Here is a 12,547-nt window from a genome sequence, read left to right on the forward strand (position 1 = left end):
ATGTTGCAGGTTAATGAATTAAATCAGTATTACGGCGGTAGCCATATTCTGCGCGGCCTGTCATTTGAGACCACGCCGGGGGAAATTACCTGTCTGCTTGGGCGCAACGGCGTGGGGAAAACCACGCTGCTCAAGTGCCTGATGGGGCTGATTCCGGCAAAGTCCGGCACCATTCACTGGCAGGGAAAAATCATCAATAACAGCAAGCCGCATCAGCGGGTGCAGCAAGGAATTGCCTATGTGCCGCAGGGGCGAGAGATTTTCCCGCGCCTGACGGTGGAGGAGAATCTGTTGATGGGTCTGTCGCGTTTTTCCGGCGCGCAGGCCAGAGGCGTACCGGACGAAATCTATGAGTTGTTCCCGGTGCTGCGCGAAATGAAGCAGCGGCGCGGCGGCGATCTCTCCGGCGGGCAGCAGCAGCAGCTGGCGATCGGCCGCGCGCTGGCCTGCAAACCGCAGCTGTTGATCCTCGACGAGCCGACCGAAGGGATCCAGCCGTCGGTGATCAAAGAGATCGGCGCGGTGATCCGCAGCCTCGCCAACCGCGGCGATATGGCGATTTTGCTGGTCGAGCAGTTTTATGACTTTGCCGCCGAGCTGGCGGATCAATATCTGGTGATGTCGCGCGGCACGATCGTACAGCGCGGGCGCGGGGAAGAGATGGAAGCGCAGGGGGTTAGGCATTTGGTGGCGATTTGATGGGTGCCGGTTGAGGGTGAAATTCTGTTCAACTTTTCAGCCGGTTGCGCTCCTTATTCATCACATGCCCTATTTACCGAATGGCGCAAGGAGCGCGCAGGGGGCGGCCAATCGCCGCCGCCCCCTGCACCCCCGCGCTCTGGCGGCAGAATCGCCGCTTCGCGGTACCCTCAGCTTATGCCTTCCGGCTTCCGGGTCGGGCGCGAGGTAACATCCCTGTAAAGCCGCGCCCTCAGCCCACATCCCTGTGGGCTGCCCCGGCCTCCAGGCAACGCCTCGGCGATTCAGACGCCACCTAAAGTCGCTGCAAGTTTTCAGCTAAAAGCTAACGCCAATATCGCTGCAAGTTTTCAGCTAAAAGCCAACGCCAATATCGCTGCAACTTTTCAGCTAAAAGCCAACGCCAATATTGCTGCAAGTTTTCAGCTAAAAGCCAACGCCAATATTGCTGCAAGTTTTCAGCTAAAAGCCAACGCCAATATCGCTGCAACTTTTCAGCTAAAAAAACGCCAATATAGCTGGAACCGATGAGTCCCCGCTTGAAATCGGTGAGCCGGAGAATGGAAGACAAGGTCAGGCCGCCAGGGATGGCGGACTGAGGCGAACCGAGACACTACGTCGAGTTGAGCCGTGCCGCAGGCTGGAGTTCGCAGGCGAACGCAGTGCGAAGCACCGATTTCGCCGCGGGGCCGCGGGGATTGCAAAGGGGGGCGCGGCGCCCCCCTTAGCCCGTTCACGGGTGCAGTTGTTTCATTTTCTGCCAAACATAAAGTGAACGGAATCTTGCACTCAACTACCAAACATCAAGTGAACGGAATCTTGCACCCCGCAACTAAATATGAGCCCAGTCGCAGAGACTATGCGTCCCCCCGTGACGACAGCACCCTAAACCCCGCGCCAACGGCCACCGCCCCCACTGGCAGATCCTTCGTCACCACGGTCCCCGCGCCAATCGTCGCCCCATCGCCAATGGTCACCGCGCCAATCACCACCGCATTGGCACCAAACTCCACGTCGTTACCCAATACCGGGCTGGCGCTAACGCGCCCGTCGCGGTGCGTGACATTGCCGATGGTCACCCCCTGGCGCAGCGTGCAGTTCTCGCCAATCACCACGTCGCGGCCAATCACCACCGCGTGCGGGTGGAAAATCTTCAGCCCATAGCCAATACGCGCGTGGTGCGGAATTTCAACGCTAAACAGACATTCGGCAATCAGCTTATTGAGGATAACAAACGGCAGTCCCAGCAGTTTGGCCAGCGGGTTGCGGCTACGCCAGAGCGTGGACATGCGGTAAAGCAGGATCACCAGCTTTGACTTTAAAGCACCGGCCCCGGCAATTTCCCGCCAGGCGCGTTGCATATTGGTTGCCATTATTGGGCCTCCTTATTGAATAGTGACAAACGACAGGCGATACCAGCCGTCGGTGCGCAGCCCTTCATTGGCGAGCTTGATGCGCGGTCGCTGGTACTCATCGATAAACGCGACGTCGAGATGATAACGACCCGGCTTGAGCGTTTTCGGTACCGGCAGCGTGAACTGAGTGCTCTGCTGGCCGGGCAGCCACTGGCGGATATCATCGTCGGTCATCGATTGCTGGACGGTTTTTCCATTGTCATCCTGCAGTCGCCAGGCCACGCGATAGCGCAGGTAAATGGGGGCGACGCCCTCGTTGGACCACCGGGTGGTCAATGTGAGCGGTTGTCCGGCATGACGCACGGTATCGTGGGTCAATGAGGTGACGCGGAAGCGATAGCCGATTTTCTCCAGCGCCTTATCGACAATGTCGCGATATTTGGGCGGAACTTCGCGGGATTTCAGGTTCAGCGTGCTGGCGTGATGCTTGAGCGCCCAGTTGAACGTCGCCTTGACCTGTTTGCGGGTGTAGTGCTGTATCGACTGCCACTCCGCCATGTAGCCGCAAATCTCAAGACTGACCGGCGCTTTTTTCCAGGCGTCGTTGAAACCCTGGTCGATGGCCTGCGCGGCGGCGAGGCGCGGCGGGTAATCATCGCGCATGTGGCTCCAGTCTGGAGTGAAGTTGTGCCAGTCGCCCCAGCAGTCGGCGCGCCAGCCTGCGCCTTTTGTCGCGGCGTAGGCGAGCGTTTCACCGCCGCTTATCAACATAATTTTCGGCGTATGCGGGAAGGCGGTAAAGTGCATATCCACATAGCGATTCAACTGCGCTGTGGTGTAGCGTTCCAGCAGCGGTTTGATATTCGGGAAGTTGCTGTTATGCCACTCACCCCACGAACCGACCATGCCAATATCGAGATAGGCCAGTTCAGGGTTGCCGTCATAGCGTTTACCCAATGCGTTCAATAATTTTTGGGCATACTCAATAAAGACCGGGTCGTCGAGGTCGGGGGCGAACGTTTTACCGTCCGCAGTCCAGGTGCCCTTGATGCCTTTTTTGATAAGCCAGGCGGGAATGCGCGAGCCGGACTGCGGCTCTTCCAGCGTCATAACGCGCAGACCCACGTTCATCGCCGGGCTGTGGCGCGACGCTACGGCGAAAGCGTTATCGACCAGCGCGAAGTTGTATTGGCCTTCTACCGGCTCGAGATCGCTCCAGTAAAACCGCTGATACTCAATACCGGTATCCGGATAACGTGAATGCGGCAGGCGCTCACCGTAACCATCGTGAAAGCTCGCCACCCCGATGCCGGGATTGGTCAGCGGGCCGCTGATGGCGTGAGGCTGTACGGTGGTTTGGTTCTCTTCGCTTTGAGCGTTGACTGATGATGAGGCAAAGGTCAGCGCGCCCAGCACGAAGATAAGAGGGATGATTCTGCCTGAACCGAGAGTCTTCTGGCAGCGCATGGTGCACTCCTTATCAAGTTAAAGAGACTGACGATGATTTAACAGCCAGTCCCAAAGTCCCAGATGGTAGTTCTGGAAAATATCGATACCGAGCCAGGATTTAATCAGATACAGCGTGATAAATAGCGAGCCCAGCCCGAGAATAAGAGCCAATACAATCAGCAAGGAGACGAGCAGGCGACGCAGGGTAGACTCTTCGCGCGGACGGCGACGAAAGTCGCGGCCAAATAAGAGCACCAGATAGTAGCGTCGGGTGAACAGCGGAAAGCTGCGGCGGAAATCGACCTTGTGTCGTGTGACCAGGGTGATATCCAGCACGGCATTTTCAACCGCGCGCTTCTGTTCGTCGGTCAAAGAGTCGAGCGTCTTCTGGTCCAGAGAACGATAAAAACTGTCCAGAACGCGTTGCTGTTTGTCTGAGTTATCCAAAGTTAACCTGTTGATTTATTGAGTATCTGTTGATAAACCTGCATGGTGTGCTTAGCAATAGTATCCCAGTTGTAACGGGTCAGGTAGTTTTGGTAATCCTGGCGAGGCAGGTCGATACGGGCGGTAATTTTCTGCGCCAGCGCGGCGACATCGCCCACCGGGAAATAGGCGTCGGCTTCCAGACCGACCTCAAGATTGGCGGGAATATCGCTGACCACCGCCGGCAGCGAGTAGGACATCGCCTCCAGCAGCGCGATGGGCAGACCTTCGTGATAAGAGGTCATCGCAAACAGCCGCGCCTGTGAGAACACCGCCTGTAGCGTGGTGCCGCTGACAAATCCGGTCAGAATCACCCCCGGCGTTTCTTGCGCCAGATGCTTGAGCTTTTCGCTGTACAGCGTCGGGTGATCGGCATCGCCAACCAGCACCAGCGGCCAGCTCACATCGGCCTGTTTCCAGCCGGCAATCAGATCGTGCAGCCCTTTTTCTTCGACAAAGCGGCTGACCGCCACCACGTATTCGCCGCGGCGCAAACCGTATTTCGCTAAAATCTCATCGACCGTATCCGGGTCTACCGGTGCCGGCGGATTCGCGCCGTTGGGAATGATATGTGCGTCGGTGCGGCCATGCTTTTCTTTGATCAGGTTATTGATAACCTCTGAGATGACGATTACCTCGTTGGCGTATTTCACCGCCCAGCGCTCGCCCAGCATCAGCGTTTTACGGGCAAAATCGCCCCATTTTTGTCGGTCGTAGTCCGGGCCGTGATGGGTAAAGACCACTTTTTTGCCCATCAGGCGCAGCAGCGGCACCACCAGCCCCGGCCCGACGGCGTGGACATGTACGATGTCAGAACCGTCAAAGCGCGAGGCAATGGCGGCAAGCGTTGAATGGACGATGGCTTCCAGCGATTTTTTCTTCGGTGCCCAGATGGCCCGCGTTTTCACACCCTTATAGCTGCTGCTGCGGCGATAGGGCACGTAAGGGGAGCGGGCAATGACGCAAATATCGACATCGTTCTGCGCTTTGATGGCGGGATAAAGATTCTGGCAGTGCGTCTCCACGCCGCCTAAGACGTCGGGGATCCCGCGTGTTCCGAGCACCGTGATTCGCTTAGTCATGTGAGGGTCCATTTAACAGTTTTTGATACAGCGCCATCAGCGCATCCATGTGCACTCGCAGGGAGTATTTGCTTTCAAGTCGCAGGCGGGCGCGCTGGCCCATCTCGCGGGCAAGCTCGGGGTTTTGCGCCAGCTCATCGAGGATCGCCGTTAGTTCGCTGACGTTGCCCGGTTCAAACAGGCGTCCTTCCTCGCCATCGCGCACCTGTTCGGGAATGCCGCCAATGTTACCGCCGACCACCGGCTTGCTGAAGGACATGGCCTCCAGTACCGACATTGAGCAGTTCTCGTAGTATTCCGACGGGACAATCACCGCGCGGGCATGGCGAATCAGGTCGTTCAGCCCTTCGCCCTGCTGCTGGTAGCCGAGAAACTCCGCCTGCGGGAAGCGGGTGCGCAGATCCTCATACAGCGGGCCGTCACCGGCTATTTTCAACGGCAGCGGATGCTGCATTTGCTGGTGCGCCTGAGCCAGCGTGGCGACCCCTTTTTCGCGGCTGAGTCGGCCGATAAACAGGAAATAGCCGTCGTCGCGGGTATCGCCGATAGGCTTCGTATCATCGATACCGTTGACGATAACCTCGGTGGGCACATCGATAATTTTGCGAATCACTTTTTCGCGCAAAAATGCGCTGGGTGAGATTATCGCATCCAGTTTGTGATAATTCCGCGCGATATCCTGCCATGTTGCTTCCAGCGACAGCAGCAGGCTTTTTCCGGCAGAACCCTCCTGGCAGCGATAGCGGAAGGCATTCCACACCGAACCTTCAAGGCAGGCTTCGCAGACGTGCCCATCGCGGAGCATGGTGTAGGACGGGCAGACGATTTTATAGTCATGCGCGGTCAGTACGGTCTTGCAGCCGAAACGGTTAGCGATAGCAATGATCGACGGCGTCAGCTGGTGATAGATATTGTGGAAATGCACGATATCCGGTTTTTCGCTCAACAGCAGGTCGTTAAATTTGCGGCAGGCTTCGGCATTATGAATGAAATCGATAGCGGTCTTAATCTTGCCAACAATCCCGCTGCGTCCGTGGTAATCAACGTTACTGACGAACCATTTCGCATAGGCAGAAGGGATGTTTTTCTCATGCTGCATGGAGAAATCCATCACCTGAACGCCAGCCGCTTTTAAATGGTCTCGCTCCTGAAAGTAGACGGTCTCCGCGCCACCTTTGATGAAAAAGAACTTATTGACGAGGAGCACTTTCATTTTTCGATATCCTGATGACTAACAACGGTATTTTCTGGCGGTTCTAATGGGTCTGGCAGCGGCGTGAGCAGGCCACGGATCAGCCCGGCGGAAAAGGCGCTCAGATTCAGCACGCTGTGTAGCCCGGCAAGTAGCGAGCGGTTTTTAACGGTTTTTAACAATACAAACAGCACCAGCGGCAACAGGAACAGCCCGAAAACAGCAAGGTGCCCGCCCAACAGCGCGGCCAGAACGGCGAGCCAGTAAAGGGTGAAAATGGCTTCGTTACGGGTGATTTTCAGCGCATCGCGAAACCACGGTTTGCCCCACGAACTGCGCAGCAGTTCGCCCGGGCCGCTGAGAAAACGGCTTCGCCAGCGGTAGCGCAGCATGGTCAGCGTCGACATCACGTGCGAGGTATGGCTGAAATAGGGGACGTCGAGCCGGTGCAGTTTAAAACCGGCGTGGTGCAGGCGCAGGCCCAGTTCGGCCTCTTCATAGCCGTGCAGACCGCGATGGGTCAGATAGCCAACCTTTTCGATAGCGCTACGACGATACAGCCCGCCGCCACCCAAATGGTCGCAATCGCCCAGCGGATAGATTTTGTGGAGGCGCTGATTACGCGACTTGAACTCGTAGTTGCTGCCTTCATCCATCGTAACCCGCCCGGCCACGCCCGCGTACTCGGGATGCGCCTGTAAAAAGGCCACGGCGGCGTCAATGAAGCCGTCTTCCAGTTCCATGTCGCCGTCCATTAGCAGCAGAAACTCACCCTGACTGTGTAAATAGCCGAGCTGGTGGCCAACCCCGCAGCAGCGTTCCTCCGGATGAACCAACGACACCACCGTCACGCCTTTGGCGCAGGCCAGTTCGCGGGTGTTATCCGTCGACAGGCTGTCCGCCACGATAATTTCGTGGGGGTAGGCCGCCAGTTGACGGTCGATGCTGTCGATAGTCTTCTCAATGCCCTTGGCCTCATTAAATGTCTTAATGCTGGCCGTTATAAAAGGCGAGTTATTCATACTCTCTCCGGATTGAACGATGGACGGCGCGCCGGATAACCAGCGCCGAGCCGCTCGTCAGGTAAAACAGGAACTGTAATAAAGGGATAATCATTAATGTCTGGCTGTAGGGGAGGCTTAGCAGGCAGGCGATGATAAACACCGTAAATGCCGGGCCGTAGCACAGCAGCTGCACGTCCTCTTTATCCAACTGGCTAAGCTCCAGCAGAGGGCGTGGCCAGGTGATGCGCACAATCCATAGCAGCAGACCGATAAACAAGGTGGTGCCGACAATGCCCACTTCCCACAGCAGCATGCTCAGCGAGGTGGAGTCGAGAACCAGACGGAAGATAATGTTCAGGTAGCCTGCGGAGACGGCGCTGCCGCTGTTGGTGGCATTCAGGCCATAGCCAAACAGCATGCTGGAAATGCCCCACATGTCGCTGTGCCGCGCCCAGAAGAAAATCGTCGTCAGACGCCCCAGTTCACCGGTGGCGGCCATGATGTAGTTGGTGTCAAAAATGTAATCGAGCGAATCGAGGAAGATGCTCAGCGAGCTTTTCCCCGCGTCGCCGCCAAAGGCCGACGAGTAGCCCGCCGCCAGTACCATAATGGCCAGCGAGATAAGCCCGCCCATCACCGCGAAAATCACCAGCAGATTTTTCAGCGTGACTTTGCTGACGCCGTTGACCCACGACGGCATGCTCCAGATAAGCGCCAGCATAAACGGCGACAGCAGGATGATAAATTTCACTTCGCCCAGAATGCACAGCACAAAGCCGAGGCCAATATGCAGCGCGGCGGAACGCCATGTGGTGACGCCGTGCTTTAGTTCGGACAGTTTCATCAGCATGATCAGCAGACAAAACATGCCCATCACCGCCGTGTTGCCGCCGCCCATCGGGTCGCCGCCGAAAGTGCCGACCACCGAGTCCCATTTTTCATCTTCACCGCGCATCGCCACGCGCTTAGGCAGCACAATCAGCACCTGATAAATAACCAGCGGGAACTGGGCGTAGAAGATCCAGTACAGCACGCGGCTGATGCGGTAAATCTGCGATTCCCGGCAAAATCCCAGCAGCAGACAGAACAGCACCAGCGACATGCCGACTTCGTTTTTAATCCCGATAATGGTGACGGTGACGCCGCCCTGCAAAAAGGTGCTGATAAGCGCCAGCACCAGAAAACAGAGATAGATAACCAGCACCATCATTTCCGACAGATCGAGCGCCAGCGGCGTGCGCTGGGTTTGTATCAACAGCATTCCGGTGGTTGCAAAGGCCATAATCACCGGCAGCCACAGCACGGCAAGAATGCCGGTGAAGTACTGCACCACGCCGCAAAAGCACAGCGTGATGATGGCGTAGACCTGAATCCAGAACGCGTTGTTGATACTCATGGCTGCGTCATCTGTTGGCTAAGGGAAAATGCGCGGCGGTTCATCTGTCGCCAGATAAACAGGTAGCGCAGCAGCGTTAGCAGCGAGAAGGTCAGCACGGCAATCGGATAGCTTTGGCCAAAATAGGGCAGCACCAGGAACGCCAGCAGCGTAATTGCCAGTTGCTCTATCTGAATGCGCAGGAAGTAAAAATGAGAGCCAAAAATCAGTTCAATAACGGTGAGCGGGCTAATCGCCAGCGCCAGGAACAGATACGGCAGGATGTAGCGAGAGGACGGCACCGAGGCAATCCACTCTGCGCTAAAGCCCAGTTTCATCACCAGCGGGTAGAAGATCAGCACGCCCAGAGTACAGATAACCGCCAGCGCCAGCAGCAGGCTGCGCACCTTTTTGTATTCCGGATAGTTGAAGGTGTGATTGCGAAAATCCATCGACCATTTTGAGAAGATGGAGTTGCGTACCGCGTTGCCAACGATGGTGACCGGCGACAGGCAAAAACGCATCACCACCGAGAAGTAACCGGCGACCAGCGCCGAGAACCAGAAGTTAATCAGCATGATCGGCAGGTTATTATTGACCATCGCCAGCACTTCCGCCGTGCCCACTTTGCTCAGATGCTGGCGGTGCTCGCAAAAGAACGCCACGTTGCTGCGCACGCCCCAGTGCGACCAGCGCAGGGTGCTAAGACGGAATGTGCGTACGATGCAGCCGACGATCAGCACCAGCATTGCCGCCGTCCACAGCCAGTAGAAAGTCTGAGTTCGGGAAGTGAGCAGCAGGGCGGCAATCACCACCACCGACACCATCATGCGCTGGAACACCAGGAAGCGGTAGTTGCCGGTACGCAGCGACAGGTTTTCTGCCACCAGCACCAGCGCGTAGCTCAGGGTCAACAGATAAAGGAACAGTACGTCCAGATGGAACAGCCATGCGGTCAGGAAGGCGTACGGGGCGGCGATGATCACGCTTTGTATCACGCAGAACACCACGTTGCGCGCCAGCTGTTCGTCATCCGGCTGGCGGGGAATGAGCAGCTGTGACGCAAAGGTACAGACCTGCGCGCCGACCAAAACAATGCTGTAGATCAGTGAGTAAATCCCCACTTCGGCCATGCCGTATTTATGGGAGATAAACCAGATAGACAGCGCGCCGATCAGCTGTGAGATGACCGACGAACTGGCAATGGTCGTAATACTGCGCAGCAAATTCATCGTGATTTCACCGACGTCATCAGCTCACCCACCTGCTGGTGGATAAGACGCAGGCCCTCTTTGCTTTCGAGACAGTCGTCATTGACCCGGTTAAGTACGGCGCCGGAGAGAACGTTGTGCTCATTCTTCAAGGTCGCCAGTACCGTCTGCAGTTCGCTGGTTTGCAGGCGACCGGACTGAATCACCAGCACCACGCCGTCCGACTGGCGGCCAATCAACTGACTATCCTGTGCCTGCTTTACCGCCGAGGTATCAATGATGATGCGCTGGTATTGTTGACGCAGCGCGGCGAGCAGTGAGGCCAGCTGCGGGGAGGTGAGCATCAGCAGCGCAGAGCCGCTAAGCTGCCCGCGCGGCAGGAATGACAGTCGATCATGCTGTTTTACCAATACTTCATCCAGCGTCTTATTGCCGAGGATAACCTCGGCAAGGCCCGGCGCGTTAGCCGCCGACAGCCCGTTGTCGTTGACGAAGTCCATATCGATAAGCAGGGTTGTCTGATCGATGCCAAACGATGCCGCCAGCGCTTCGGCGACAAGCGTTCGGCCTTCACCGGCTTCGCTGGAAGTTACCGAGATAACCTGCGGCGACGGCGCGCTTAGCAGTAGCTGGGTGCGAACCGCATGGACCAAATCGGCACGCAGCGGATCGCTCAGCAGGCGCTGCACAATCTGCTGGCGTTCGCCGCTTACCATCAGTGCGGGCAGTTCGCCCAGCGCCGTCAGGTTGAGGTTTTTTGCCAGCTGGCTCATGCGGGTCACCGCATTATTCAGCGCCGCGCCAACGATAATCCACACCAGGTACACCAGCGTGACCAGTACGACGACGATAATCCACAGCATCGGTTTGTTGGGTTTTGCCGGGCGCTCCGGCGGCACGGCCGGGTCGGAGATCACCGCGTCGGGCTGATCGAGCGACACGGAAAGCGCCTGCTCGTGCGCGCGTTGATACAGCGTCTGATACAGCTCCTGAGTTTTATTCAGCGCCGTCATCATGGTGTTGTATTGATCGCGTTTACCCGCCAGCTGCTGGAAGTTGCCTTTTTGCCCGTCGAGCATCGACTGGTAGCGGTTTTCGTCATCCACCGCCGCCTGATACTGCTGACGCGCGCCGCGCGCCAGTTCGCTAATCACCAGGCCAAGCTGGGCGTTTACCGCACCGACCTGAGCCTGAGCTTCCAGAATTTTGTCGTGCTTCGGCCCGTAGCGTTTGCGCAGTTCGGCAAGGTTACGTCGCGTCTGGGTAAGCGCAATGCGCAGATCCTGGATTTGCGCATGACCGGAGAATTCCGGCAGCGAGATAATGTCTTCTGGCGAATGCTTGGCCAGCGCTTTTTGTACTTCGTCGTACTGCGACTGGGCGGCAATACGGCGCTGGGTGGCGTCGGCCAGGCGATTGGTGATGATCCCCAGCTCTTCGGTTTCGTAACCGTCTACGCCGCGGAAGGTCAGCATATTTTCCTTTTTCAGGAATGCATCAATCGCCGCTTTCTGAGCAACCATCTGCTGCTGGACGCGATCCATTTGCTGCTGGTTCCAGCGCTGTGCTTCTTCAGTCGCTTTACGTTTTTGTTCGACCGAATAGTCGATATACGCCTGCGCCACCCCGTTGGCGACCCGCGCGGCCATCTCGGCGGAAGGCGACTGGTAGCTGATATCAATCAACTGCGTATTACGTACGCCGCTGACTGACAGGTTGTTGACCATATTTTTAAGCGCGGCATCCCGACGCTGCGTGGCGTTTTCCGCCGTGAACTGCGCGGCATCAACGCCACCGTTAAACGTCGGTTCGCTATCCAGCTGCAGCGAGGCGATAGCCTTTTGCAGGACTACGCGGGATTGCACCAGCGCGTACTGAGTTTCATAGAAATCGCTGCGGGTCGCGTCATAGCGACTTAGCTGCGGCAGCGGCGTGGCGTCGTCCTGTAGCGCTTTAATCATTACCGCTGACGTCGCCACGTATTTTGACGGAATCAGTTTAACCAGCGGGAACGCGACGACGGCGGTGACAGCCATCACAATCAGCAGACGCCAGATCTTGCGGCGAATCTGCTGGGTGTATCTGGAGAACTCAACCACGTTTTCCAGCTTTTTTCCTTGCTCAACCATGGATAGTTTCATATCAGAAGAAGCTCATGCCAACGATGACGGTGTCCCCAGGGCGCAGCGAATGCCGAACGTCCACGTTCTCAAGCAGTTCATTACTGCCCGAACGTCGAATGCTGAGATCGTGCTTATCCGCGCGGTCGGTATAGCCGCCGCCTAGCGCCAGGGCTTTCTCGACGGTCATACCGGGCTGCCACGGGTAGCCATCCGGTTTTTCCACTTCGCCGAGGATAAAGATATTGCGGAACTGCGTAATGGTGACGGTCACCATTGGGTTTTGCAGATAGTCGCCGCGCAGGCGCTGGGTGAGCTCTGCGCTCACGTCTTCCGGCGTTTTACCGATCAGGCGCAGTTGACCAATGTACGGGAAGCTAATGGTTCCGCTGCTATCGAGCAAAAAACGCATGGTCATATCCGGCTCACCGGCGACGGCAATATTGATATGATCGCCTTCGCCCAGCCAGTAACGGTTGTCCTGAGATGGGGTATCCATTAACGGCACTGGCGTACTGCAGGCCGTGAGCAGGCAGCAAGAAAGAAGAAGAAACGTCGCTAGTAAATTTTTCAC

General features: G+C 57.0%; 12 protein-coding genes. 1 reads left to right on the plus strand and 11 read right to left on the minus strand.

The window, feature by feature from the left end:
• Entirely contained in the window at positions 1–699 is a 699-nt protein-coding gene (urtE, locus tag ABOC97_RS12860) for an urea ABC transporter ATP-binding subunit UrtE (RefSeq protein WP_349598165.1), read from the plus strand.
• 325 nt (positions 700–1,024) lie between these two features.
• On the opposite strand, the gene ABOC97_RS12865 is transcribed toward urtE, so the two are convergent.
• From ABOC97_RS12865 to ABOC97_RS12915, 11 genes are all read right to left on the minus strand, one after another.
• Complete coding sequence (locus ABOC97_RS12865; RefSeq protein WP_349598168.1) at positions 1,025–1,270, minus strand: hypothetical protein; 246 nt, start codon at positions 1,268–1,270, stop codon at positions 1,025–1,027.
• Positions 1,271–1,556: 286 nt separating this feature from the next.
• A complete protein-coding gene (locus tag ABOC97_RS12870; protein WP_349598170.1) occupies positions 1,557–2,072 on the minus strand; it encodes a serine acetyltransferase in 516 nt (171 codons plus the stop codon).
• A 12-nt stretch (positions 2,073–2,084) separates the two neighbouring features.
• Positions 2,085–3,521, minus strand: a complete 1,437-nt coding sequence (locus ABOC97_RS12875; protein WP_349598173.1) for a DUF4832 domain-containing protein — start codon at positions 3,519–3,521, stop codon at positions 2,085–2,087.
• A gap of 18 nt (positions 3,522–3,539) precedes the next feature.
• Entirely contained in the window at positions 3,540–3,950 is a 411-nt protein-coding gene (locus ABOC97_RS12880; protein WP_349598176.1) for a hypothetical protein, read from the minus strand.
• Between the two features lie 2 nt (positions 3,951–3,952).
• A complete protein-coding gene (locus ABOC97_RS12885; protein WP_349598178.1) occupies positions 3,953–5,071 on the minus strand; it encodes a glycosyltransferase family 4 protein in 1,119 nt (372 codons plus the stop codon).
• On the minus strand, positions 5,064–6,284 hold the full coding sequence (locus tag ABOC97_RS12890) for a glycosyltransferase family 4 protein (protein WP_349598180.1): 1,221 nt from the start codon (positions 6,282–6,284) through the stop codon (positions 5,064–5,066). The genes ABOC97_RS12885 and ABOC97_RS12890 overlap by 8 nt, the downstream gene beginning before the upstream one ends.
• Positions 6,281–7,285: a glycosyltransferase family 2 protein gene (locus tag ABOC97_RS12895; RefSeq protein WP_349598183.1), complete on the minus strand. Its 1,005-nt coding sequence runs from the start codon at positions 7,283–7,285 to the stop codon at positions 6,281–6,283. The genes ABOC97_RS12890 and ABOC97_RS12895 overlap by 4 nt, the downstream gene beginning before the upstream one ends.
• Positions 7,278–8,663: a capsular biosynthesis protein gene (locus ABOC97_RS12900; RefSeq protein WP_349598186.1), complete on the minus strand. Its 1,386-nt coding sequence runs from the start codon at positions 8,661–8,663 to the stop codon at positions 7,278–7,280. The genes ABOC97_RS12895 and ABOC97_RS12900 overlap by 8 nt, the downstream gene beginning before the upstream one ends.
• The gene (locus tag ABOC97_RS12905; protein ID WP_349598189.1) at positions 8,660–9,874 is read right to left on the minus strand and encodes a lipopolysaccharide biosynthesis protein; all 1,215 of its coding nucleotides are present in this window, start codon (positions 9,872–9,874) and stop codon (positions 8,660–8,662) included. The genes ABOC97_RS12900 and ABOC97_RS12905 overlap by 4 nt, the downstream gene beginning before the upstream one ends.
• Positions 9,871–11,994, minus strand: a complete 2,124-nt coding sequence (locus tag ABOC97_RS12910) for a GumC family protein (protein WP_349598192.1) — start codon at positions 11,992–11,994, stop codon at positions 9,871–9,873. The genes ABOC97_RS12905 and ABOC97_RS12910 overlap by 4 nt, the downstream gene beginning before the upstream one ends.
• Before the next feature lies 1 nt (position 11,995).
• Complete coding sequence (locus tag ABOC97_RS12915) at positions 11,996–12,547, minus strand: polysaccharide biosynthesis/export family protein (protein ID WP_349598195.1); 552 nt, start codon at positions 12,545–12,547, stop codon at positions 11,996–11,998.

The organism is Kluyvera huaxiensis, assembly GCF_040149365.1.
GTDB lineage: Bacteria > Pseudomonadota > Gammaproteobacteria > Enterobacterales > Enterobacteriaceae > Kluyvera > Kluyvera intermedia_A.

Coding starts and splice junctions, on each gene's coding strand:
- urtE (WP_349598165.1), top strand. CDS start 1: ATGTTGCAGGTTAATGAATTAAATCAGTATTACGGCGGTAGCCATATT.
- ABOC97_RS12870 (WP_349598170.1), bottom strand. CDS start 2,072: ATGGCAACCAATATGCAACGCGCCTGGCGGGAAATTGCCGGGGCCGGT.
- ABOC97_RS12875 (WP_349598173.1), bottom strand. CDS start 3,521: ATGCGCTGCCAGAAGACTCTCGGTTCAGGCAGAATCATCCCTCTTATC.
- ABOC97_RS12885 (WP_349598178.1), bottom strand. CDS start 5,071: ATGACTAAGCGAATCACGGTGCTCGGAACACGCGGGATCCCCGACGTC.
- ABOC97_RS12890 (WP_349598180.1), bottom strand. CDS start 6,284: ATGAAAGTGCTCCTCGTCAATAAGTTCTTTTTCATCAAAGGTGGCGCG.
- ABOC97_RS12895 (WP_349598183.1), bottom strand. CDS start 7,285: ATGAATAACTCGCCTTTTATAACGGCCAGCATTAAGACATTTAATGAG.
- ABOC97_RS12900 (WP_349598186.1), bottom strand. CDS start 8,663: ATGAGTATCAACAACGCGTTCTGGATTCAGGTCTACGCCATCATCACG.
- ABOC97_RS12905 (WP_349598189.1), bottom strand. CDS start 9,874: ATGAATTTGCTGCGCAGTATTACGACCATTGCCAGTTCGTCGGTCATC.
- ABOC97_RS12910 (WP_349598192.1), bottom strand. CDS start 11,994: ATGAAACTATCCATGGTTGAGCAAGGAAAAAAGCTGGAAAACGTGGTT.